Source organism: Bacillus sp. SJS, assembly GCF_000732485.2.
Classification (GTDB): Bacteria; Bacillota; Bacilli; order Bacillales; family Bacillaceae; genus Metabacillus_B; species Metabacillus_B sediminis.
In genome coordinates this window covers 31492-52687 of sequence record NZ_JAQV02000016.1, presented here as the reverse complement: position 1 = coordinate 52687, position 21196 = coordinate 31492, and the positions used below count along the sequence as shown (strand labels likewise).

The window sequence follows — 21196 nt, the reverse complement described above, 5'->3', positions numbered from 1 at the left end:
GTAATAGATTGGGCTGTGTGACAGCTTTATCCCTCCCGCAGAAGCGGCAATGTACAGCATCGGAACGCTCCGCCGGACTTAATGATTTCAGAAAGATCCACTTCTATCACTTCATAGCCAAGCTTTCTTAACTGATCATTTGTATGATGATTGTGAGGCAGGGCGATGATTTTTTTATTTCCCAGGGAAAATACATTCACACCCAGCCTGAACTGATCTTCTTCCTTTACTTCTATAATAGAAAAACGGGATGACAGCACATCAATTTCTTCCTGTTTCAAAGCTTCCGAAAAAAGCAGTGCTTCATTTTCTGAAATCATGTTAAAAATACAGTCTAAATGGAGGTATTCTTTTTTAATAGGAACTGGAATAATTTCGTAATCAGGCAAATGGTTCTCTAGCATGGTGATACTGTCTTCAGATGTTCGCTCACTGATTCCTACATAGACGGTATTCCCGTTGATTAAAACATCCCCGCCCTCAATACCTGATCCTTTTAAGTCCTCATAGTGAATTCCCTCTTTATCCAGCCATTCTTTGAGGATCCGTTCCTCTCCCTGCCGGATGTCCATCTCCATGTTGGCTATAAAAAGTGTATTTCCAAGTGTAAATCCAATATCCCTTGTAAACACCTGTTCAGGAAATTGCTCATCCGGCTCAAGAAGATGTGTTTCAATTCCATTTTCCCGGAGTACACGTATGAATTCCCTATGCTGCTTTACTGCTTTTACGGCATCAAGCTCTTCATCCTGAAATTCCTTTTGTGTTTCATTGATAATGTCTTCGATTTTCATATACTGGGGTGGACATAATAGAACGCTTTTAAGAGGCGCATATTCGCTGGTACAGCCTACCCTTATTTTGGAATGAGACATTTTGAACCCTCCTCATGCTTTACTTCATGAGAAGTAGTGTTTCCATAATTGCTTCATTCAATCGCGCACATTCAGCTCTTTCATGAATGATTGCCCGCCAATCAGCAAATCATAAGAAAAATGTAAAAGGGATCGGTGATGGGATGTATAATCGAATAGAAAATCTAAGGGACAGGCTTCCTGAGAACCACAAAAACATTGCAGTACTGACAAGCCACATTTTTGAGGCATTTGATTCATTAATTGAGGAGCACCGAAAATATGCCGGGGTTCGTGCTACGGCTAAAATACAGCCAAACCCTTATGAGGAAAAAACCTTTTTCGAAACGATTAATCAAGTGAAACAGATTATTTTGTCTGAGCTGGAAAAAACCGCAGAAGACATTGACCATAGAGGAGATAAATACTGGGAGAAAAATTATCCTGATGGAGTGGAATGACGGGGGAATGTATCCCCTCGTCACGATACGTGATTAATTCATTGTAATTTTATAGAGTGAAGAACCTTCCGCCGTAATCTTCTCAGTTATGACATGAACAACCGGATCAGAAGCCAAATTGAAAGCAAGCACGTATGCCACTTTATGATCGGGTGTAATGTATGTCTTATAAAGCTTTCCGACCATTTCATTGGCGATAGAATCAGCCCACATCTCGGCTTCCCAGAGCGTTTCAAAAATGCGATTCTCCTGCTTCCATTTTTTCTCCATAAAGGCCTCCCTGAGTGAAAAATTCCTTATATAGACATTTTATCTTTAGTTAGGACCTTTTGAGAAGAAGTAATTTTGCCGTGCTTTTGATTATGCCGGTCAATCCAGTTGGCCATTGGCCTGAGAATGCTGTTGACGGCTACAACAATAATTGTACCTGCAGTGGCTAACATCAAAAACCCGGCACCTGCAAGCGTACCGATAGCGGCTGAGCACCAGAGAGTTGCAGCCGTATCCAGTCCTCTAACGGTTAACCCTTCGCGAAAAATAACCCCTGCCCCCAAAAAACCAATTCCACTGACGATTTGAGCAGCAATCCTCATACTTGAATGATCGCCTGAGACAAAATCGAGCATGACAAATAGACAGGCGCCAACGGCTACCAGAACATTCGTCCGAAGACCTGCAATGCACTTATGCCATTGTCGTTCAATTCCAATAACAATCCCCAGAAAAACAGCCGTCAGTAATCTCACTAAAATTTCGTATTCCATGATTCTACTTCCCCTTCATCCAATATCATCTCTCTATTTTGTTAAAAAGCTGATTTGCACAGTATTCTATAATTTCTCTGCGCCTAATCATCCCTATAAAAATCCCCTGATCATCTACTACAGGGACAAAGTTCTGTTCCATTGCCCTGGAAATAATTTGTTCCATTTTGGCGTGAATTGGGACCGGTTCATTTTTCCGGTGCATCTCCACTTCCGTTAACCGGATTTTATTTGTGCTGTCAAAGCTTAGATTCGGCGTATTTTTGAGCTTCCATAATAAATCACCCTCTGTAAGCGTAGCTATATACTTCCCCTCATCATCCAGCAGCGGAAGGGCAGAATAACGATGATATTCCATTTTCTCCAAAGCCTGTCTCATTGTAGCGTGAATCGGCAAATGGATGACCTCTTTTTTTGGTATTAAGAAAAACGCTATATTCATTCAATCGATAGCTCCTTTATTTAATCTATAATCTCTTTTAGCATTTTCTCACTTATTGACTTTTTCAATCCATAAGAAAAAGACCACTGGCACTTCGCTGGCTATTGCTGAAAAAATGACAGCAAAAAAAGCCCCCAAAATAAGGCGGTCTTGTGACCTCCTTCGCTTTAGCCGACGAAGTTAGCTGACGGGCAGGATGGCGAAAGAGTCCTTTCATCCCTTCTGCTAAAGCAGAATTAGCCCCAAAAAAATTGGTTCCTCCGTTCCCGTGTTTACGGGATTAAGCCAGTAAAATTTTCATGTATATCGTACTCCCTGGATAGAACTTTGTAAATGTGAGTTTTTGACTATATAGTCGTATTTTTTCCTTGTTATGGCACTCTATCTTCATATTGCTTGTGGTTGCTTTACGATGCGTGAAATTGCTTGTGAAAAGATTAGTAAGGAATGGGGCATGACTAATAAAAAGTACGATGAATACCAATCGTTTTTCACTAAAAAGAAAACGAATTCATTTTTATTTAAATAACCCCTTCCCTATTGCCTGTAAAACAGTATAATAGGAAAGGGCAAAAAAGCAGCAAGGATAAAAATGTGTTTTTGCTGTAAATTTGTACACTCTAGGGAATGTTTGGGTAAAGATAAAGGGAACCCTTTCTCCCCCAGCCTGTCCCTCGTCATCATTCGCTTACTACATAAGGAGGTTGCTGCTATGAGTATCATCATTTCACTTGTCGGTATCGTCGTGGTTCTGCTGCTGGCCTATTTGGTCAGTAACAATAAAAAGCAGATTAAGATCAAACCCATTATCATCATGCTTGTTCTTCAAGTCGTCTTAACATTTATTTTCCTTAATACCGGAATTGGCCTATTTATTATCGAGGGAATTTCAGCATTATTTACGAAGCTCCTTGAATATGCTGCAAGCGGAATTAATTTCGTATTCGGCGGAATTGCCAACCCTAAGGAAATGCCATTTTTCCTTAATGTTCTCCTTCCGATCGTCTTCATTTCTGCTCTGATCGGAATTGCCCAGCACATCAGGCTTTTGCCTATCATCATTAAGTATCTTGGACTGGTTTTAAGTAAAATAAATGGCTTAGGAAAACTTGAATCCTACAATGCGGTTGCATCTGCTATTTTTGGGCAGTCTGAAGTATTCATTTCCGTAAAAAAACAATTAGGCCATTTGCCTGACCACCGTTTATATACACTTTGTACATCAGCTATGTCCACTGTTTCCGCCTCTATTCTTGGCGCGTACATGACAATGATTGATCCAAAATACGTCATTGTAGCCCTTGTGCTGAATTTGCTGGGCGGATTCATCATCGTGAACATCATCAACCCATATGATGTTGCGGACAGTGAAGACTTCATTGAAGTTCAAGAAGGGGAAAAACAGACCTTCTTCGAAATGCTGGGCGAGTACATCATGGACGGCTTTAAAGTAGCGATCATCGTCGGAGCGATGCTGATTGGTTTCGTTGCTTTAATTGCAGCCATCAATGATCTATTCAGCATCATTTTCGGCATCTCCTTCCAAACGATGCTTGGGTATGTGTTTGCACCATTCGCTTTCATCATTGGTGTACCGGCTGCAGAAATTGTACAAGCCGGAACGATTATGGCAACAAAGCTCGTTTCAAACGAATTCGTCGCCATGCTTGATCTTTCAAAAATGACCGAGCTGTCTGACCGGACAACCGCAATTATTTCCGTATTCCTCGTATCCTTTGCCAACTTCTCCTCCATCGGGATCATTACCGGAGCGGTAAAGGGATTGCATGAACAAAAAGGAAACGTGGTAGCCCGCTTTGGACTGAAGCTCCTCTACGGGGCAACATTGGTAAGCTTCTTATCTGCAGCAATTGTTGGATTGCTGATTTAATAAAAACGATGCGGCATAATCAGCCGCATCGTTTTTATTTGTTTTCTCCCACACTTGATGAGGAGAAAGCGGCCAGACTTCACCTTTGCTTACGATTAAAGGATAATGGCTGGCCTTTGAAGAGTAATTGCTGACTTTTGAAAAGTAATTGCTGACTTTTGAAGGATAATTGCTGACTTCCTCAGATTAATTGCTGACTTTTAAAGGGTAATTGCTGACTTTCCATAATTCATGGCAGACTTGTATCTTCATAAGAGGTCTGACGAAGCTCAAAGCTCCGTGCACTCCCTTTTACTTCTTATAACCCGTATAAACATGAATTGCATCCCGCAGAAATTCCGCAAGTCCCGGTTCCTTTTCATCGTAATAGGCTTTAAACCGGTCATCCTCAGCATACATATCCGCAAGACCCGCATGTGCTTCACTGCTGTAATCAGCCCAGTAGTACATGAGCCACTGCTTATGCAGCTCTGCCGTTTTTTGAGCAGCAGCACTTGAAGGATCACCCTTTTTAAAGGCTTCAGCCAATGCGGTTTTAACCTCCTGCTCAAGCTTCGCTACTTCCTCGTATTGCTCCTTCGTCATATTTTCGAATTTTTCATTCGAGCGTTTAACTGTCTCTTCTCCATATTTTTGGCGGATTTCTTTCCCGTATTTTGCTTCGTTCTCATCCATCATTCTTTGCTTGAAGCCTTGAAATTTTTCCTGATCGGACATCGTTATTCTCCCTTCGCCCGCTGAGATTGTCTTCTCCACATTAGAAATGAGCAAATCCAGCTGCTTTCGTTTTTCCAGGAGCTTTTCACGATGTTCAATAAGGGCTTTCGCTCCGTTAAAATGAGGGTCAGACAGGATTTCCTGAATCTTCTCCAGACTGACGTCGAGCTCACGGTAAAAGAGGATTTGCTGCAGACGATCCACCTCTGGCAGACCATAAATTCGATACCCCGATGAGTTCATTCTTGCCGGCTTAAGAATGCCAATCTCATCATAATATCTGAGCGTCCTTGCCGTGATTCCTGCCATTTTCGCAAGCTTTTGCACCGTATATTCCATCGGTGTTCACCTCCTGATAGATTCAGCTTACACCTTTACGCAGCGTGAAGGTCAATTGATATTTTGAAAAAAAACGGTAGAGATTGAGCCCGAAATTCTCCATAATAAGAGAGAACTCATTTGATAAGGGGCTTCCAAGATGAATTATGGAAAAGAACAAGAAAGACAAATACAAAAAGTGATGGATTATATAGAAGAAAATCTCCATGAATCTCTTCCACTCGAAAGACTTGCAAAAGTTTCTACTTATTCTCCTTTTCATTTTCAGCGGATTTTCAAGGGGATAGCCGGTGAATCGCCTGCTGCCTATATCAAAAGACTCCGACTGGAAAATGCCGCCCACTTCCTGATTTATGAACAGCATTTACCTATAACCCAGATCGCCTATCTATGCGGATTTTCGTCCCTTTCATACTTCACCTACTCATTTAACGAAACGTTTAGAACCAGCCCGAAAAAATGGCGGGAAGGTGCGTACCTGGAGCGTTTTCCAAGGGAATACGAAGATAGCAAGAAATCTAAACTTTTCAGCAAGAATCTGCAAGCAACGAACGATAAGCAGCCCTATAATGAATTTAGATGGCTGGATTTGGATAAGGTGAAAACAATTGAACTCCCAGCTTTCCGTGCGGTCAGAAAACTTCACATCGGATCTTATACAGATCACATTCCAAATGCTTGGGAAGAGCTTTATCACTGGTCAAATGCAAGAGGACTTATCCAAACAGACACCTGGATGATTGGGATTCCAAGAAACAACCCTTACATTACACTGCCTGAGAGAAGCCGTTACGACTGCCTGATGCAAATCACCTCACATGACAATATTGAGGAACCACTGTATACGTTTAATGGAGGAAAACATGTGGTGGTTGAGTTCGACGAGCCTGTCCTTTACAGTGACCGCGGCATGCTGATTGAGTGCTATTCTGAACTCTACAGCTTTTGGCTGCCGAGAAGCGGCTATAAATATTTGGGGAATCCAATTGAATTTGTGCAAGTTGATCCGAATGGAGGAACACTTGACCTCACATGCCGAATCAAGGCCATCGCCTTAGCCGTTGAACCGAAATAGAAAAGGAGAACCCATATGCTGATTAACATGTCTGATCTAAATTTTTTAGCCATCCTCGCTGGAGGCATCCTGTATATGATATACGGAGGCATTTATTATTCTATTTTACTTAAAGATAAAGGCAATTTTACGCAAAATGAAAGCAAAGGCCCTCTTAAATATGTCTTTTCTGTCATCGTCGCTTTCATCAGTTCGTTTCTGACAGCTATTCTGATTCAATCCATCGGTGCTGAAAACTGGCTTACCGGAGCTGGAATCGGCTTCATTATCGCTGTTCTCATCTCCATTGTGTATGTGAAAAATTCACTATTCGGATTAATGAGCAGAAAAGCTTTGCTGATCGCAATTGGAGATCATCTGGTTATTTTTACGTTGCTTGGTGTTTTACACGGTTTATTAAACTAAAGGCTCTGTTATAGCCTGAGTTGATTTTTAACACCTGTTGATTGGAGTGGAAGGCGCGAGACTCCGAGCTGAGAGCAGCGGGACAGGTGAGACCCCGCAGGCGCAAAGCGGCGAGGAGGCTCACGCCCGCCCCGCTGGTCGCTGAGCGCCTGCTAACTGCAATCAACAGCCAAGTTTAACAGAGCCAAACTAAAAAGTCTTCCTGGTCCGGAAGGCTTTTTCTTTTTTTTTCCAAATAGTCTAGTATAATGAGATTGTTACCATAATTTTGAAGGAGGGAAACTATGAAACGCTTAGTCATGTCTACAGCAGCTGCAGGTCTTATCTTCATTCTGCAAGGCTGCTCCAGCAATGCTCATGCAGAAAACTTTAAACAGTCATCCATTGAAAGCACCTTCCCCATTCCAGCAGATGCAAAAGAGATAAAGAAAAAAGAGGACTCTGCAGTATATAGCCTGAAAGGAATGAAAGAAGAAGAAGGCTTGCCGAAAGCCTACCTTGCAAAATTAGAAGAGGATGGCTGGAAAGAATCAACGTCAGAACAAATGGGTGCTCTTGAAATTTTCAAAAAAGACGGAAAAACCTTAAAAGTCACTTCTCTAACTGATAAATTTATAATAGAAAAATAAGTATTTCTGATGAAGGGGTTTAAATAGAAAAAAAACCAAACGTATCTCTATAAATACCAAATCAGTCCTGCAATCCCCAGAAAAATCACTCCGGCTAATCCGGAAAACATGGCAATTCTAGTCCGGGAAGCACGGTGCTCTTTCGTCTCTGAAAAGAAATTTGCTCTCTGCTGCTGACCATTTGTCCAAGCGCCAATCGAGATTCCTGAAATGATTATGCCGATGATGCCTGCTATTAAAAAGAACTGCATCATGAAAAGCCACCCCTTTCTTATTTATCTTTCATCCGCATCAATAAGGATAAAGTTTCTAATTAATCATTGTTATTGAAAATTTTAATAAAAACTGCTGGACATAGTGTGAAATCCGCATGGCAATACTGCATGTTGATTTATCCTATTACTCTCTCCATAAAGTTGCCTATTTAGGGAATCCTAAAGAAAATTCAAAAAAAAGAGGTGCTTTATGAAAATTTTGCTTTCACTATTTGTCCTTCTTATTGCTGCAGCTATCAATCCCCTGAATACCCAAGCTATTGAGATGCCATGCAGTATGATTTTGGAGCCGGCTAATCAAAACTTATTCAATGCAAGAGGAGCCGCGCTGATTTATAAAGTGAAGCTTACACCAAGTTTTCCAAGAACCAGCATCAGTATTCACGCCCTTCATTTACCTGCCCCCAGCAGATTAGGAAATTTCGACAGCTATGAGGGGTACGCCTTTATTCCAGGTGAGATCAGCTGGCGCTTCAGGCTATATCCTTCTTCGTCTGCCGATGATCCAGTTTGGGCTGGAAAAATTGATTCCATCACAGCGGAGCTTGAAAAAAGCAAGGTGGAGATTCGCCCTTCAAATACCAAATCAGGCAAGCTTGGTCCAGGCATCCTGTCCGGCAGCATCCAATCATGCCACTAGATTATGCCTGGCTTTCCTCTCTTCCCAGAAGCTTCAATATTTTGTCTGATTCAATTAAAGCATCTGGGCAATGCTTTCTTAATTGCTCAAGAAACAGGCTTGGATTTTGGGGAGAAATTTTCACACTTCCAAGCATCGCTGATTTGTAATAGAGGTCGATGGCATAACGGGCAGACAGGAGCCGATAGCCTGTGTAAATATCACGTGTCGGAATTGCACGAGTGATGTCTTCATAAGGGATCCGGCTTCTTACCGGCCCTCCCTGCACAACCAGGAATTTGTCTTGAAAGGTATAGCGAATCGATGTGATAGTCCAGAAAATAAAAACGGCTATTATGAGAAAAATTGCTGTCTCAACGATATATACGGTACGATCTGCTGTTTTATCAAAATAAAGAGGCAAAAAAAGAACTACACCAACAAATATGATTGTACACACCATTATTTTTATAAAAAACGAGTCAATTTTTGAACGAAAAACCAAACGTTTCTACTCCCCAATCCCTAATCTACTTGCTTTAATATATTCTCAATGCTTGTCATGCGCTGATTTAAGTCTTGAATCATTCTCATTTGCTGCTCCTGATAGGCAGAGTTTTCTTTTTCTAAATGAAGACGTTCCTGCGCGCGTATTTCAAACCGGCGGAAGGCGCGAATGATGAATATCAAGACACAAACAGTCAAGATTAAAGGCAGGAACGTAACCAGTAAAGCAAAACTTGAAAACAGAAAATCTCAGGAATTACCATTTCAATCCCCCTTCTCCTTATTTTTTAGTGTGACTGTTCCTGCTGCGTCTGTAATCATCCTGTCATTTAGTTCAAGTCTAAATGGAATGACCTCGAAATATTTCATGATCTTCCCATATTGGCCCCGTTCTTCAGCGCCTTTGATTAATTCAGCCTCCTCCAGCTTTTTTAAATGCAAGTAAAGCAGCGGCCTGCTAATCCCTAAAACTCTCGCAAGCTGACTCACATACTGTCGCTCAGCTCTGAGAGCCTCAATAATTTTGAGCCGATACGGATTAGAGAGTGCTTCCAGTAACTGAAGTAGCTCATTTCCATTTTTTTCATTTTTCATAATTTTATTACAGGTAGTTGGAAATGTATACCTTTTTTGTGAATTTACATTTATTTAAAAACTGGAATCTAATAAAAGAAACCCTTGTAAACCACGGGTAGATCAAATATTTGTCTAACATTCTATATTAAACAACTTCTTCTAAATCATGATAAAAAATAGGTCATTTAACACATGATGAAAGTTTTGAACATCCCTATAATTATCTGGATTGAAAGAATTTTAGGGGGAAAAGAACTTGAAAAAAATGTTGTTAACAGGTATTACCGCAGCTATGCTGATCACACCACTTGCAGCTGTTTCAACACCGGCACCATCCGCGTTTGCTGCAACAACCTCATCTGCACAAAGCAAGGAAGCAGTAAAACAAGGGGACATATTATTAAAGAAGCTGAACGTTTACAAAAGCACCGTCTCAATGGGGAATATTGATGAAATCAATGATTTGTATGACGAATTGACGAAGCAGCTATCCATTGTTGAAAAAGCTATTGGCAAGGTATCAGGCTTATCAAACCGCAACGTACTTCTAAATAAATATGCGGTTCCGGCTAAGAAGGAAATTGAACGCACCATTTATGAAGTATCACAGTTTCGTCTGCTCTATACCATACTTAATGGATTAGATGAAGATGAATACTATACGTATGATAAAGATATGGCGAAATTAGAGCGCATGAAAAAACGCGCTGCTGCCATTAAGGAAGCCGGCGGATACAAAGCGCTGCCTGCCTCTATCAACCTCGATCTGCGTAAAGCAGAAGCCTTTGCAGCCGGATACAATCTATCTTATTATGATTATTGGGTTGATGAGTCCACAGGCGCTGAACCTGATATTGACGAAGCCGATCTTTATTATGATGATTTAACTCGCTACGTGAAACAAACGGAAATGAAAATCGGCCAAGTGGCTGATAAAGCATATAGAACATCTCTGCTGCAAGAATTCGTTGCGCCTGCGAAAGTAACTGTAGAGCGTACAAAATACGAAATCTCCCAGCTTCGTCTGATGAACCGCGTCTCGGAACTCATTGATGCCGGCAATATCGAAGAAGCAAAAACACAATTCAGCAAGCTGGAAGGCTTAAAAACTCGCGCTGCTGCTATTAAAGAAGCTGGCGGCTATGAGCCTTTAGCAAAAGCCATCCGAGATGAATTGCTTGCTTATGAAACGGATTTGAAAGCCGTTCTTGAGGGAAAATAAGATGAAATTGAAACACCGTCCAACATTTGAGGACGGTGTTTTTCATTATTTGGAGTTATCATTCTAAACTTTTCCATTAATAAGGTGTTTTTTCACAGGACAAAAGAATCATTTCACCTTATAATTAACTCACTTGAACACATTCAGGAGGGCTAGTTATGAGTAAAAAAATGCTATTGATTGGGATAACAGCAGCAATATTTATATCTCCACTTGCAACTGCCGGATTACCTGCACCATCTGCAGCTGCAGTTTCAACTCAAAATAAAGAAGCCGTCAGGCAAGGTGAAAGTCTGCTAAAGAAATTGGCATTGTTTAAAGAAGCCATTTCATCGGGTTCCTTAGAGAAGATAGAAAGCTTATATGATGGTTTGGCAAAGCAGCGATATATTGCTGAAAAGACTATTGCAAGGGTATCTGGTACATCAAATCGCTCCATTTTACTATCTACATATATTCGTCCTGTTGAAATAGAAATGGAACGAACTGGTTACGAAGTATCCGAATATAGGCTGTTAGCAAGCATTATTTATCATATTCTTTCTGATATGAACTACAAACAATACGATACAGACATGGCAAAAGCAGAGCGATTGAAAAAGCGCAAAGAACTCATGAAAAGTGCAAGGAATTATGAACCTCTTTCCGGAAAAATTAATGAAGAACTTCGTCATATGGAAGCATACGCTTCTGGAATTAACCTAGCTTTAAACAATTATACATTGAGTATTTATGTGGATACCGTTCCAGATATGGAACCTCTCACAGACCTTCATCAAGCCAACCTCTCCTATGACAAAGTCATTAAGTACTTGATGCAAACAGAAGTAAAGATTGGCCAGGTTCCTAATAAAAAATATAGAAAGTCTCTTACAGAAAGATCCGTAACGCCTGTGAAAATTATGATCGAACGTACCAAATACGAAATTTCCCAATATCGCCTAATGAACCGAGTGTCAGACCTAATTGATTCGGGCAATACCGCAGAAGCAAAAAAACAATTCGCCAAGCTAACAGGATTAAAAACACGTGCAGCAGCCTTTAAAGAGGATCACGGCTACGAGCCTTTGGCGAAGGAAATCAATGATGAATTGCTTGCTTATGAAACGGATTTGAAGGCAACTCTTGAGGGGAAGTAAATTGAAAGTGAAACACCGTCCAGTAAAAAAGGACGGTGTTTCTCGAATTTACGACTTATCTAAACACATTTGCTACAAAGGTTTCCTAAACAAAGCCGACCATAATCCAGAGACTCCAAATACTTCAGCCGATTGTGGAATCTGCCTCATTCTTCGCATTTCAACTACTTCAAAATCTTTAAAAATAGTCCGCAGCTTTTCTTCTGTAAACCCTAATCCGCCCATGAGGCTTTTTTGTCTGTAAACCTCCCAATCTGTTATATCTGCCCCGCCAAATTCACCCCCGAGTACGAAGCACGTGATCCCGAAATGACCGCCGTTCTTTAAGGCTCTTTTCACCAATTGAAGATAATCCATTCTGCGGTGCGGAGCGATATGGTGGAAGCATCCGGAGTCATACACCATATTATAAGAATGATCTTCCACACTAAGTTCAAAAATATTTTCTCTTGTAAAGTTTATAGGTAAGTTTTTAGCCTGCGCCCTTTCTGCAGCCCATTGCAATGATGCTTCAGATAAATCAACAGCATCCGTCAAACACCCCTTCTCAGCAAGAAAAATAGCATTTCTTCCTGGCCCGCAGCCAAGTTCAAGTACTTTTCCCGGCTGTAATAAACCTCTCTCAAAATACTCAACCAAATTCTCATCCGGCTTTTCCGTAAAAAATGGAACTCCTTTTTCGCGATCAGAATAAAACTCATCCCAAAACCGAACTGGCTCACGAAGAAATGAATCCAGCATTTCCAGTATGTCCTCATAGCCGCTAATGGTTTCTTTCAAAAGATAGCCTCCTTATCCCACATCCTAAGTACCGTATAATTGTATCTTTTTATCAACTTCAAATGGTTACACACTTGTGATAAACAGTTTACATATATGGATTTGAAAGGGTTTAAAATTAGGGCTAACAGCCAATTTAACAGCCCTTACTACTTCCAATTTGCACTATTTTACATATTAAATAGGTAAGAACCTGTGCTAGCTATTAAAAGAACAGGCCCCCCATCCCACTCTTAAAATTGAGGTCTAAACTTATGAGAACTCTTGGATATTACATTTATTTCAAATCGATAACAAAGCTTAACTCGCATTCAGACATGGAGTCAAAAAAAATAACAGCGTTCTATAAACCGCCGTCAGTTGATTTGTTTCACCAATATATAGATACTTCTTCGTTTCCAGTCGCCAGGCAAACGGAAAAGTTTGATCCAGAGCCGATTCCCCACTACAGCTTAAAGCTCATCTATCCTAAGCCTCAGTTAAAATAACTCAAGGTTATTCCAAGCAAGATTAAAACGCCAAATATCCCAAATAAGACATACCCCATATATTTGATGCCTTTCGGAAATCTGCTTACGTTCTCCAAGCCTTCATTATTTAAAGGCCCGCCGCCTGCAATGTTTTCAAGGTCTTCGGTAGGTGAAAAGACTTTCCCATTTCGTATATCACGTTCGTACCTATTGGATAATTGAGTTTCATGAGTGTCTTTCATTGAGAATCACTCCCATTCCATTTTTCAACTGATCTTTATTTCTATTTCAAGACCGGTCTTTTCCCCCATCCAGTTGTCATCGTACTCTTCAAAAATGAAAGAAAAACCTGAGACATCATCCGGCAAGGCTGGAGAAACCGTAAACCGGTGAGTAACACGCCCTGTCCCCCCTCCAGCTCCATCAGACTGACAATTATACCCTTCCAGCGCTCTCAATTTAAATTTGGGACGATTCATACGGGTATGAATCGTTTCCATATCAACCGTTTCATTCCAATCAACATGCAGATGGATGACACTTGCATTCTCAAATTGCCGGATAAAAGTTAGGGTATACAAGCGTCCTTCCACCTCAACTGATTTCAGGACGGGTACATGCTTCAGAAAATTTTGAGGCTCGATCTTTGGATTGTATAATTCTTCCATAGAAAGCGCTTGAAAAACCGTCAGCAAAAGTGCTTCCTGCAGGCCATATTTTTCTCCCCAGCGAGCAATATCTTCCGCAGGGGGTGTATCCGGATGGCCGCCGGTTAGCTCCTTACGGCGGGCACCCTGCCCTTCTCCACCCCTAAACTCAAATGGGCCCTTAAAAATTGAATAAAGTGAATGTCCAATAACAGAGTGAAAATTGTTAGAAGAAATAGCAAAAGCTTTGATTTTTTCTCTTTCTCACGGAATGCTTTATAAGCACAGTACAAAGCAGCAAGAAACAGTGTGAATCCGCATCCCCAGCTGATAAGCAAGGAATGTCGTGAATACAATCGCTAAAATTCCAAATAAGATAGATGGCATGCGGTTTTAACCCATTTATTCTTTACTTTTCATTTCTCTTTATAAGAGGATCTAATTCCATGTTATGGTAAATGCCTTGAGGTTGCAATAACTATATCTAAGTGCTGCTCATGCTACAGGATGAGGAACTTGCAGCAGAAGTCATTAACAAAAAGCAGGATATGGATTAAGCATTACTAAGAAGAAAAGGGCTTGATGCGCGGTGTCATGCCCTTGTTCTACAAAAACCGTTACGTGCTTTATTTCGAGTAATTGATAAATTCCAAACATAGCTTAACAAACCTTATATCTGCAGAGTCCCCTTGTTTTTGGTATTCATCATACTTGTTTATGAATTCTTCTAAAGGGATGATAATAGAAGTGGTTTTTGGTACCGCTAAAAAACCGTATTGATGAGTGTAGTGAACCTGAACGGCTTTTACATGGACCTCTAATTCTCTTTTAGTAAGGAAGTGGAGGATATGAACGGCTTCTCTTGTCACGATTTCTTTATCTCTCACGTCTTCGTGACTTTTTGGTTTAACTAAATCAGTCAACTCTATTGTAAGAACCTCATTATCTTTATTCTTTACCAGATTTCCAAGCACCTTCATCTCTTTTTCGAACATCAATGGGTCACTGTATCCATCCGCCGACCAAGACTCCACACTCTTCACTTTATATTTCCCGTTATAGAGATACCGCAAGTCTTTTAATATTCTGGAAGTATTTTTATATTTTCCGCCCGGCTGAACCGGCTCATAGTATCTTTCTTGTAATTTCGTGTACAACAGCCAAACGAAAATTAGGATGACCAGTAGGATGAGGATCCATTTTAACGTTCTCATTCAGTTCTCCATTCGGGGTATTTTTTCAGGTGTGAAAATTGAAGTCCGACCAGTTCTTTTTTCAAAGATAACAGCAGCCATTTATTATTTTCAACAAATCATACCTAACTCCTCCTTTAAGAGGAAACCTCCCTCTTCCTCTCCCGTTTAACATATTGGGGTGGAGAATGTGAAGCACATTGTTCTCTTGTTTTTTGTACTAGTAACAGCAGCTGGATACGCCATTACGAAAACCGGTATTTCCGAAGCAGAAGTCAAAAAGATTGTGATTGATTATCATTCAGAGCGCATTGGGAAAGTGGAAAACGCGAAAATTAAATGGGAGAATACAGAAAACTGTGAAAAACACACAGATTATATTTTTGGGGACGTGGCAAAATAATCGAACGCAGGTTCATTTACTGAAGTAAAAAAAGCCGGGAGCATTCACTCCCGGCTTTTCTCTTATTTCCCTGTTTCCGCAAAACGTTTAATCCGTTCCCCAATTTCATCACGAACCCGCTGGAAAACAGACCATTTCTCTTCGTCCGTACCGGTAGCTTTCGCAGGATCCTCAAAGCCCCAGTGCTCACGTCTTACATGCGGCGGTGTCATTGGACATTTATCTGCCGCATCACCGCAAAGGGTCACTACGAAATCCGCGTTATTCAAAATTTCGCTATCGATGATGTCAGAGGTTTGATCCGTAATATCCATTCCAACCTCTTTCATCGCTTTTACGGCATTTGGATTCAATCCATGAGCTTCGATTCCTGCACTGAGTACGTTCCACTCATCACCAAGGTATTTTTTCCCCCACGATTCCGCCATCTGGCTCCGGCATGAGTTTCCTGTGCAAAGAAAGTAAAGTGTTTTTTTAGACATGTTGTCAGTCTCCTTTTATGTAGTGGATTTAGAACAGCAAAAGCCATAGATAAAGGCCGGCAAGCGTAATAAAAAGGGTTGGGATCGTCAAGATAATCCCCGTTTTAAAATAGGTACCCCAGGAAATCTTCACTCCCTTCAGCGACAGAACATGAAGCCAAAGCAGTGTCGCAAGGGAACCGATTGGGGTGATTTTCGGTCCCAAATCCGAACCAATCACATTTGCGTAAATGAGCGCTTCCCGGGTGATACCAGACGTATCGGTATCAGCGATTGCAAGCGCATCAATCATGACCGTCGGCATGTTGTTCATGACCGATGAAAGAATCGCAGCGATAAATCCCATACCAATCGTTGCGGCGAACAAACCTTGATCTGCTACTGACTGAATGACATCTGCAAGAACGCTTGTTAATCCAGCGTTTCGAAGTCCATACACCACGACATACATCCCAATGGAGAAGAAGACGATGGCCCATGGAGCACCCTTTAGTACCTTTTTCGTTGGAACTGACGGACTCCTTTTCGCCATGATGAGGAAGAAAATCGCGATGATTCCTGCAATAATCGATACAGGAATCCCAATAAACTCACTAATGAAATAACCCGCTAATAGTACACCAAGGACAACCCATGAGAGTTTGAACATTTTCATGTCCTTAATGGCTTCTTTCGGCTTTTTCAAGCTGGTCACATCATAGTTTTTCGGGATACTCTTTCTAAAAAACAAGTATAAAACTAAAATGCTTGCTGCGAGCGAGAAGAAGTTTGGCACAATCATTCGGCTGGCGTACTCTGCAAAGCCAATATCGAAGAAGTCAGCCGAGACAATGTTTACCAGGTTACTGACGACAAGGGGAAGCGAAGTCGTATCCGCTATAAATCCGCTGGCCATGATAAAAGGAAACACGAATTTTTCTTCAAAGTTCAGATTACGGACCATTGCCAGAACAATCGGCGTCAAAATAAGCGCTGCTCCGTCATTGGCAAAGAAAGCAGCTACCACAGCTCCGAGGATGCTCACATAAATGAACATTCGTACTCCGCTGCCTTTGGCCGCTCTCGCCATATGTAGGGCGGACCATTCAAAGAATCCAATTTCATCTATTATTAAAGAAATGATGATAACTGCAATAAACGTTAACGTGGCATTCCAAACGATGCCGGTTACATCCCATACATCCTGAAAGTCAACAACCCCTGCGATGAGCGCAAGGATTGCTCCGCCGCAAGCAGACCAGCCAATCGATAAGTTTTTCGGCTGCCAGATTACAAGCACAAGGGTCAACAGGAAAATCAGGGATGCTAAAATCACTGATGTCAAAATGGTCCCTCCATTATTCACAGGTTATTCGCAATCCCTGTTTCTCCAGATCCTTCAGCTTCTGATCTTGATCAGGAATAAACACAAGCAGATTTTGAACAAATTCATACACTTCACTTTCGCCGTTCAGCGAATAAAAAATCCACTGTCCGTTTCGCCTTTCTTTTACAAGCCCCGCATCCTTCAATTTTCGCAGGTGCTGGCTGATTGCAGGCTGGCTCGCCTGAAAAATCGCCGTAAATTCGCATACGCAGCATTCATTTTTCTGGAGCATTTTCATCATTGTAAGCCGGGTTTTATCACCTAGCAGTTTCATGATGGATGCTGCTTGTTCCACTTCAATTGATTTGGTCATCTTTGATCGTCACCCCTTTATTATAATATAACTATATACTTATATAAGGCAATGCTTATATTTTTCAGGTGCAATTTAGCAGATCAATTTTAAAAACAGATTCAGAAAACCGTAAAGATCGAAAAAGAGCATCCCCCATAAGATGCTCTTCCTCATTCGTTATTTGCTGACGGCTGAAAGCTCGCTTTCCGTCACCCATTTATGATTCTTCACTTCTTCTCCGCCATTCGCTGGAGAATAATCAATCATATAAACGGTTGTCTTCTCAGCAGAATCAATGGTCGCCTTTGCTCCCATCATTCCTTTCATATGGTCTGCCATCAAGGTAACTTCTTCACCTTTCTTAAAAGGAACATCTCCCGCGTTCTCGATTTCCTCGTTAATCACCCACTTGTGATTGACTACTTTTTCTCCGCCGCCTTTGGGTGTATAGGTAACCGCATAGACCGTTGTATAATAGGCACCCGCAATGGTCGCTTCTGCTCCATTCATGCCTTCCATATGATCCGTTTTCACCACCGTCTTGCTTCCGAGCGGATACGCCGGTTTTTTTGCTTCTTTTAATCCTTCAGGCACTTCACCCGAGCTTGAATGTTCCATCTTGGAATGGTCCATTCCTTCATGCTTTTCATCCATTCCGCTGTTCGAACAGGCGGCCAAACCAAATGCGGCAAGCAGGGAAACAGTGAACATCATCATTTTTTTGCGGCTCATTGAATCACCCTCCAGTAAGTATGCTTTTAGTATAACCGCACATCATTCAATTGCAAAAAATGTGCACAGCATACGGATAAAATAAGAGTTGAATGATGCGCTTGCACTGACCCTCTCGCCTTCACCGCACCGGGGGAAGAAGGAAGAAGCTTGCAATCCCATACCGCTCTGGGTTTCATGTGTCAGGGGGACGGAGCTTTAGTTCTTTATCACAGCGGGGGTCAGTGCATTGCTCTGACCTTCTATCCTGCACCGCACTTGGGGAATGAGCATAGCCGGTGCAATCCCTGACCGCTCTAAGCGTCACGTGAAACGGGGACGGAGCTTTTACACTTTAGCAGAGCGGGGGTCAGTGCAAAGTGCAAAAAAAAAGAAAACTGCACAAGCAGTTTTCTTCCTTCACAATCCCTTATACCACTTCGCCGCAGCTTCAACCTCACTCCGCGTTAGCTGGTGGCCTTGATTTTCCCAGTGCAATTCTGCCTTGGCATTGGCTCTTTGCAGCAAGGCGTGCAGTTCAGTCGATTCTTCTGCCGGACAAATTGGATCGTTAGTTCCGGCTGCGATGAATATGGATTTCCCCGTTAGATCCGGGAGCTCAATCCCTCTTCTCGGAACCATCGGATGGTGAAGAATTGCGCCTTTTAATGCATCCCCATAGTGGAAAAGCAAACTTGCTGCGATATTGGCTCCATTGGAATAGCCGATGGCGATGATTTGGCTGCGGTCAAACCCATACTTATCAGCTGCTTCATCCAGAAATTGATTGAGTTCCTGTGTGCGGAACACGAGATCTTCTTCATCAAACACACCTTCAGCGAGTCTGCGGAAGAACCGGGGCATGCCATTTTCCAGTACATTTCCGCGGACGCTCAATACGGATGCCTCTTCATCGATCATTCCTGCGAGCGGAAGCAGGTCCAGTTCATTTCCGCCTGTGCCGTGAAGCAGAAGCAGGGTTGGTTTGTCCGGATTGGTTCCTTTGTTAAAGATGTGTTTCATTCTAATTCCTCCTCCAAAACGCGTACCTCTGCATGAGGCAGGCTTTTTTCTAATTCTTCTCGCTGCGGCTCAAGCCAGGATGGCAGCATGAGCTTTGTTCCCATCTCGTCAGCTGGTTCATCTGCTGTAAATCCGGGCGGATCGGTCGCAATTTCAAATAAAATGCCGCCTTCTTCATGAAAATAAAGGGCTTTAAAATAGTTGCGGTCCAATATGTCCGTTGGATAGAACCCTTTCTCCTGAAGAAGGGCTCTCCATTTGAGATGATCTTCTTCATTTTTCGCTCTCCAGGCAATATGGTGCACCGTGCCGGCCCCCATTAGCCCTCTTACAGAAGGGGATAGCTTTACATCAATCGTATTGCCAAGCTCTCCCTCGGATTTAAATCTCAGAAAGCTTTCTTCCTGTCCCACGCATTCGAGTCCTAGTACTTGTTCAAGTAAATCTGCCGTTTTATTGGGCTGGGCTGAAATTAACGTCGCGCCGCTGAATCCCTTTATAGCCTGGTCCGTCGGGATTCCGCTTAAGCTCCATGTATTTAGAGGTCCTTCCTGCCGTTCCACCAATTCAAGCTCTAAACCATCCGGGTCCTGAAAGGCCACATACGTTTCCCCAAACCGTTCTGTCCTATAAAATTTTACCCCGAATTTTTTCAAGCGGCTCTCCCAGAATAAACGGGAACCGGGAGGAATCACATAGCTCGTTACTCCGACCTGCCCCGTTCCAATCCGTCCTTTTAATTGGTCCGCCCAGGGGAAAAAGGTGATAATCGTTCCAGGCTGGCCGGATTCATTTCCAAAATAAAGATGGTACACTTCCGGCCGGTCGAAATTAATGGTTTTTTTGACGAGCCGCAGGCCCAAGACGCCGGCATAAAAGTCGATATTCCGCTGCGGATCGTTCACCATAGCTGTGATATGATGGATTCCAGCTGTCTTTTGCACAATATTCCCCCCCTAAAATCAGTCGATTTCTCTTACTTCAAGCGGAATCAACGCACGTTCAATCCGGTCTCTTGCTTCTTCATACTGAGATGGAAGCATTAATGTCTGTCCCATTGTCTCATGAGATTCATCATGGGCAAAGCCTGGAGGATCCGTCGCGATTTCAAATAAAATCTCGCCATGCTCTCTGAAGTAAACGGCGTTAAAGTAATTTCGGTCTTTTACTGGAGTAACCCCGTATCCATGCTCTCCCACATACTTTTGCCACTCCAATTGATCCTCATCATCCGCTGCACGCCATGCGATATGATGCACGGTTCCAACTCCCATTTGTCCGCGGCCGATTGGTGTCGCTTTTAAATCAATCACATTCCCAAGATCGGCTTCAGAACGGAACCGGATGTAATCTCCCTCTTTTCCAACGCGTTCAAGCCCCATGACGTTCTCCAGCAATTGTGCTGTCTGGTCCGGCTGAGCCGATAGAAGAATCGCTCCTCCAAATCCTTTGATTGCCGTCTCAGGAGTGACCCCATTAAAAGACCATGTATTCGCCTCGCCTTCCTCCCGCTCTACGATTTCCAAGTGAAGGCCATGAGGATCATCAAACTCCAAATACTGTTCACCGAAGCGTTCCGATTTCGTAAATTCAACTTTGAATGCTTCCAGCCGCTGCTCCCAAAACTCCATCGAACCCGTTGGCACCGAATAAGTGGTGACACCTACCTGACCATCGCCAATCGAACCTTGGCGTGCTCCGGCCCATGGGAAAAAGGTGATAATGCTGCCCGGTTTTCCGCCTTCATTTCCAAAGTAAAGATGATACGTACCAGGGTCATCAAAATTTACCGTCTGCTTCACTAAACGCAATCCCAATACGCCTGCGTAAAAATCAACATTTTCCTGTGGATGCCCGACAATCGCTGTAATATGGTGAATACCCATTGTTTTTTTTGTCATTTTCTTTCAC

29 protein-coding genes and 1 riboswitch are annotated in these 21196 nt (G+C 42.3%); of the genes, 9 read left to right on the top strand and 20 right to left on the bottom strand.

Annotated elements, in window-relative coordinates; translation table 11 throughout:
- Window positions 1–26: 26 nt before the first annotated feature.
- Window positions 27–875, bottom strand: a complete 849-nt coding sequence (locus AS29_RS09370; protein ID WP_035405532.1) for a dimethylarginine dimethylaminohydrolase family protein — start codon at window positions 873–875, stop codon at window positions 27–29.
- A 143-nt stretch (window positions 876–1018) separates the two neighbouring features.
- Between AS29_RS09370 and AS29_RS09365 the strand changes: the two genes are divergently transcribed.
- Entirely contained in the window at window positions 1019–1315 is a 297-nt protein-coding gene (locus AS29_RS09365) for a hypothetical protein (RefSeq protein WP_035405696.1), read from the top strand.
- Window positions 1316–1348: 33 nt separating this feature from the next.
- On the opposite strand, the gene AS29_RS09360 is transcribed toward AS29_RS09365, so the two are convergent.
- From AS29_RS09360 to AS29_RS09350, 3 genes are read right to left on the bottom strand one after another with little or no spacing between them, the layout of a single operon-like run.
- The gene (locus AS29_RS09360; protein WP_035405529.1) at window positions 1349–1585 is read right to left on the bottom strand and encodes a hypothetical protein; all 237 of its coding nucleotides are present in this window, start codon (window positions 1583–1585) and stop codon (window positions 1349–1351) included.
- A gap of 26 nt (window positions 1586–1611) precedes the next feature.
- Window positions 1612–2079, bottom strand: a complete 468-nt coding sequence (locus AS29_RS09355) for an MgtC/SapB family protein (protein ID WP_035405526.1) — start codon at window positions 2077–2079, stop codon at window positions 1612–1614.
- Window positions 2080–2104: 25 nt separating this feature from the next.
- Window positions 2105–2521: a CBS domain-containing protein gene (locus AS29_RS09350; RefSeq protein ID WP_035405524.1), complete on the bottom strand. Its 417-nt coding sequence runs from the start codon at window positions 2519–2521 to the stop codon at window positions 2105–2107.
- Between the two features lie 154 nt (window positions 2522–2675).
- A riboswitch (cyclic di-AMP (ydaO/yuaA leader) is annotated at window positions 2676–2818 on the bottom strand.
- 415 nt (window positions 2819–3233) lie between these two features.
- On the opposite strand from AS29_RS09350, the gene AS29_RS09345 reads away from it, so the two are divergent.
- Window positions 3234–4412 (top strand): NupC/NupG family nucleoside CNT transporter, encoded by a 1179-nt coding sequence (locus tag AS29_RS09345; RefSeq protein ID WP_035405521.1) that lies wholly within the window; start codon window positions 3234–3236, stop codon window positions 4410–4412.
- A 291-nt stretch (window positions 4413–4703) separates the two neighbouring features.
- Here the strand turns inward: AS29_RS09345 and AS29_RS09340 are convergent, their stop codons facing one another.
- The gene (locus AS29_RS09340; protein ID WP_035405519.1) at window positions 4704–5468 is read right to left on the bottom strand and encodes a MerR family transcriptional regulator; all 765 of its coding nucleotides are present in this window, start codon (window positions 5466–5468) and stop codon (window positions 4704–4706) included.
- 139 nt (window positions 5469–5607) lie between these two features.
- Between AS29_RS09340 and AS29_RS09335 the strand changes: the two genes are divergently transcribed.
- From AS29_RS09335 to AS29_RS09325, 3 genes are all read left to right on the top strand, one after another.
- Window positions 5608–6543: an AraC family transcriptional regulator gene (locus AS29_RS09335; protein ID WP_035405517.1), complete on the top strand. Its 936-nt coding sequence runs from the start codon at window positions 5608–5610 to the stop codon at window positions 6541–6543.
- 15 nt (window positions 6544–6558) lie between these two features.
- Complete coding sequence (locus AS29_RS09330) at window positions 6559–6948, top strand: DUF1761 domain-containing protein (RefSeq protein WP_035405515.1); 390 nt, start codon at window positions 6559–6561, stop codon at window positions 6946–6948.
- Window positions 6949–7232: 284 nt separating this feature from the next.
- Window positions 7233–7577 carry a hypothetical protein gene (locus AS29_RS09325; RefSeq protein ID WP_035405513.1) on the top strand — a complete coding sequence of 115 codons (345 nt, stop codon included), beginning with the start codon at window positions 7233–7235 and terminating at the stop codon, window positions 7575–7577.
- 47 nt (window positions 7578–7624) lie between these two features.
- Here the strand turns inward: AS29_RS09325 and AS29_RS09320 are convergent, their stop codons facing one another.
- Window positions 7625–7831, bottom strand: coding sequence for a DUF5316 family protein (locus tag AS29_RS09320; protein ID WP_082883793.1), 207 nt, complete (start codon window positions 7829–7831; stop codon window positions 7625–7627).
- Between the two features lie 211 nt (window positions 7832–8042).
- Here AS29_RS09320 and AS29_RS09315 point away from each other — a divergent pair, with 211 nt between their 5' ends.
- Complete coding sequence (locus tag AS29_RS09315) at window positions 8043–8492, top strand: hypothetical protein (RefSeq protein ID WP_035405510.1); 450 nt, start codon at window positions 8043–8045, stop codon at window positions 8490–8492.
- A gap of 1 nt (window position 8493) precedes the next feature.
- Here AS29_RS09315 and AS29_RS09310 read toward each other — a convergent pair whose 3' ends face one another.
- The 3 genes from AS29_RS09310 to AS29_RS09305 form a co-directional block, all read right to left on the bottom strand.
- Window positions 8494–8976, bottom strand: a complete 483-nt coding sequence (locus tag AS29_RS09310) for a PH domain-containing protein (RefSeq protein ID WP_051860571.1) — start codon at window positions 8974–8976, stop codon at window positions 8494–8496.
- A gap of 20 nt (window positions 8977–8996) precedes the next feature.
- Entirely contained in the window at window positions 8997–9161 is a 165-nt protein-coding gene (locus tag AS29_RS21345; RefSeq protein WP_156505919.1) for a hypothetical protein, read from the bottom strand.
- Between the two features lie 81 nt (window positions 9162–9242).
- A complete protein-coding gene (locus AS29_RS09305; protein WP_035405508.1) occupies window positions 9243–9572 on the bottom strand; it encodes an ArsR/SmtB family transcription factor in 330 nt (109 codons plus the stop codon).
- 247 nt (window positions 9573–9819) lie between these two features.
- Between AS29_RS09305 and AS29_RS09300 the strand changes: the two genes are divergently transcribed.
- A complete protein-coding gene (locus AS29_RS09300) occupies window positions 9820–10776 on the top strand; it encodes a hypothetical protein (protein ID WP_231889923.1) in 957 nt (318 codons plus the stop codon).
- A gap of 158 nt (window positions 10777–10934) precedes the next feature.
- Window positions 10935–11915, top strand: coding sequence for a hypothetical protein (locus tag AS29_RS09295; RefSeq protein WP_035405505.1), 981 nt, complete (start codon window positions 10935–10937; stop codon window positions 11913–11915).
- A 72-nt stretch (window positions 11916–11987) separates the two neighbouring features.
- Here the strand turns inward: AS29_RS09295 and AS29_RS09290 are convergent, their stop codons facing one another.
- From AS29_RS09290 to AS29_RS09270, 4 genes are all read right to left on the bottom strand, one after another.
- Entirely contained in the window at window positions 11988–12695 is a 708-nt protein-coding gene (locus AS29_RS09290) for a class I SAM-dependent methyltransferase (protein WP_035405503.1), read from the bottom strand.
- A gap of 475 nt (window positions 12696–13170) precedes the next feature.
- On the bottom strand, window positions 13171–13407 hold the full coding sequence (locus AS29_RS09280) for a hypothetical protein (RefSeq protein ID WP_035405499.1): 237 nt from the start codon (window positions 13405–13407) through the stop codon (window positions 13171–13173).
- 24 nt (window positions 13408–13431) lie between these two features.
- Window positions 13432–13860 (bottom strand): hypothetical protein, encoded by a 429-nt coding sequence (locus tag AS29_RS09275; RefSeq protein WP_051860570.1) that lies wholly within the window; start codon window positions 13858–13860, stop codon window positions 13432–13434.
- A gap of 578 nt (window positions 13861–14438) precedes the next feature.
- A complete protein-coding gene (locus AS29_RS09270; protein ID WP_035405497.1) occupies window positions 14439–15026 on the bottom strand; it encodes a hypothetical protein in 588 nt (195 codons plus the stop codon).
- A gap of 169 nt (window positions 15027–15195) precedes the next feature.
- Between AS29_RS09270 and AS29_RS09265 the strand changes: the two genes are divergently transcribed.
- Window positions 15196–15408, top strand: coding sequence for a hypothetical protein (locus AS29_RS09265; RefSeq protein WP_035405495.1), 213 nt, complete (start codon window positions 15196–15198; stop codon window positions 15406–15408).
- Between the two features lie 62 nt (window positions 15409–15470).
- Here the strand turns inward: AS29_RS09265 and arsC are convergent, their stop codons facing one another.
- From arsC to AS29_RS09230, 7 genes are all read right to left on the bottom strand, one after another.
- Window positions 15471–15890, bottom strand: coding sequence for an arsenate reductase (thioredoxin) (gene arsC, locus AS29_RS09260; RefSeq protein WP_035405493.1), 420 nt, complete (start codon window positions 15888–15890; stop codon window positions 15471–15473).
- Window positions 15891–15918: 28 nt separating this feature from the next.
- Window positions 15919–17214 (bottom strand): arsenical efflux pump membrane protein ArsB, encoded by a 1296-nt coding sequence (locus AS29_RS09255; RefSeq protein ID WP_035405490.1) that lies wholly within the window; start codon window positions 17212–17214, stop codon window positions 15919–15921.
- 13 nt (window positions 17215–17227) lie between these two features.
- Window positions 17228–17569: an ArsR/SmtB family transcription factor gene (locus AS29_RS09250; protein WP_035405487.1), complete on the bottom strand. Its 342-nt coding sequence runs from the start codon at window positions 17567–17569 to the stop codon at window positions 17228–17230.
- A gap of 159 nt (window positions 17570–17728) precedes the next feature.
- Window positions 17729–18283 (bottom strand): YdhK family protein, encoded by a 555-nt coding sequence (locus tag AS29_RS09245; RefSeq protein WP_035405484.1) that lies wholly within the window; start codon window positions 18281–18283, stop codon window positions 17729–17731.
- A gap of 399 nt (window positions 18284–18682) precedes the next feature.
- Window positions 18683–19285, bottom strand: a complete 603-nt coding sequence (locus tag AS29_RS09240) for an alpha/beta hydrolase (protein WP_035405480.1) — start codon at window positions 19283–19285, stop codon at window positions 18683–18685.
- Window positions 19282–20232 (bottom strand): ring-cleaving dioxygenase, encoded by a 951-nt coding sequence (locus tag AS29_RS09235; protein ID WP_035405478.1) that lies wholly within the window; start codon window positions 20230–20232, stop codon window positions 19282–19284. The genes AS29_RS09240 and AS29_RS09235 overlap by 4 nt, the downstream gene beginning before the upstream one ends.
- Window positions 20233–20247: 15 nt before the next feature.
- Window positions 20248–21186, bottom strand: coding sequence for a ring-cleaving dioxygenase (locus tag AS29_RS09230; protein WP_035405475.1), 939 nt, complete (start codon window positions 21184–21186; stop codon window positions 20248–20250).
- Between the last annotated feature and the right edge of the window lie 10 nt (window positions 21187–21196).

Excerpts from the sequence above, each read along its gene's own strand:
- AS29_RS09370 (WP_035405532.1), bottom strand. The coding sequence starts at position 875 with ATGTCTCATTCCAAAATAAGGGTAGGCTGTACCAGCGAATATGCGCCT.
- AS29_RS09365 (WP_035405696.1), top strand. The coding sequence starts at position 1,019 with ATGTATAATCGAATAGAAAATCTAAGGGACAGGCTTCCTGAGAACCAC.
- AS29_RS09360 (WP_035405529.1), bottom strand. The coding sequence starts at position 1,585 with ATGGAGAAAAAATGGAAGCAGGAGAATCGCATTTTTGAAACGCTCTGG.
- AS29_RS09355 (WP_035405526.1), bottom strand. The coding sequence starts at position 2,079 with ATGGAATACGAAATTTTAGTGAGATTACTGACGGCTGTTTTTCTGGGG.
- AS29_RS09350 (WP_035405524.1), bottom strand. The coding sequence starts at position 2,521 with ATGAATATAGCGTTTTTCTTAATACCAAAAAAAGAGGTCATCCATTTG.
- AS29_RS09345 (WP_035405521.1), top strand. The coding sequence starts at position 3,234 with ATGAGTATCATCATTTCACTTGTCGGTATCGTCGTGGTTCTGCTGCTG.
- AS29_RS09340 (WP_035405519.1), bottom strand. The coding sequence starts at position 5,468 with ATGGAATATACGGTGCAAAAGCTTGCGAAAATGGCAGGAATCACGGCA.
- AS29_RS09335 (WP_035405517.1), top strand. The coding sequence starts at position 5,608 with ATGAATTATGGAAAAGAACAAGAAAGACAAATACAAAAAGTGATGGAT.
- AS29_RS09330 (WP_035405515.1), top strand. The coding sequence starts at position 6,559 with ATGCTGATTAACATGTCTGATCTAAATTTTTTAGCCATCCTCGCTGGA.
- AS29_RS09325 (WP_035405513.1), top strand. The coding sequence starts at position 7,233 with ATGAAACGCTTAGTCATGTCTACAGCAGCTGCAGGTCTTATCTTCATT.
- AS29_RS09320 (WP_082883793.1), bottom strand. The coding sequence starts at position 7,831 with ATGATGCAGTTCTTTTTAATAGCAGGCATCATCGGCATAATCATTTCA.
- AS29_RS09315 (WP_035405510.1), top strand. The coding sequence starts at position 8,043 with ATGAAAATTTTGCTTTCACTATTTGTCCTTCTTATTGCTGCAGCTATC.
- AS29_RS09305 (WP_035405508.1), bottom strand. The coding sequence starts at position 9,572 with ATGAAAAATGAAAAAAATGGAAATGAGCTACTTCAGTTACTGGAAGCA.
- AS29_RS09300 (WP_231889923.1), top strand. The coding sequence starts at position 9,820 with ATGTTGTTAACAGGTATTACCGCAGCTATGCTGATCACACCACTTGCA.
- AS29_RS09295 (WP_035405505.1), top strand. The coding sequence starts at position 10,935 with ATGAGTAAAAAAATGCTATTGATTGGGATAACAGCAGCAATATTTATA.
- AS29_RS09280 (WP_035405499.1), bottom strand. The coding sequence starts at position 13,407 with ATGAAAGACACTCATGAAACTCAATTATCCAATAGGTACGAACGTGAT.
- AS29_RS09270 (WP_035405497.1), bottom strand. The coding sequence starts at position 15,026 with ATGAGAACGTTAAAATGGATCCTCATCCTACTGGTCATCCTAATTTTC.
- arsC (WP_035405493.1), bottom strand. The coding sequence starts at position 15,890 with ATGTCTAAAAAAACACTTTACTTTCTTTGCACAGGAAACTCATGCCGG.
- AS29_RS09250 (WP_035405487.1), bottom strand. The coding sequence starts at position 17,569 with ATGACCAAATCAATTGAAGTGGAACAAGCAGCATCCATCATGAAACTG.
- AS29_RS09245 (WP_035405484.1), bottom strand. The coding sequence starts at position 18,283 with ATGAGCCGCAAAAAAATGATGATGTTCACTGTTTCCCTGCTTGCCGCA.
- AS29_RS09240 (WP_035405480.1), bottom strand. The coding sequence starts at position 19,285 with ATGAAACACATCTTTAACAAAGGAACCAATCCGGACAAACCAACCCTG.
- AS29_RS09230 (WP_035405475.1), bottom strand. The coding sequence starts at position 21,186 with ATGACAAAAAAAACAATGGGTATTCACCATATTACAGCGATTGTCGGG.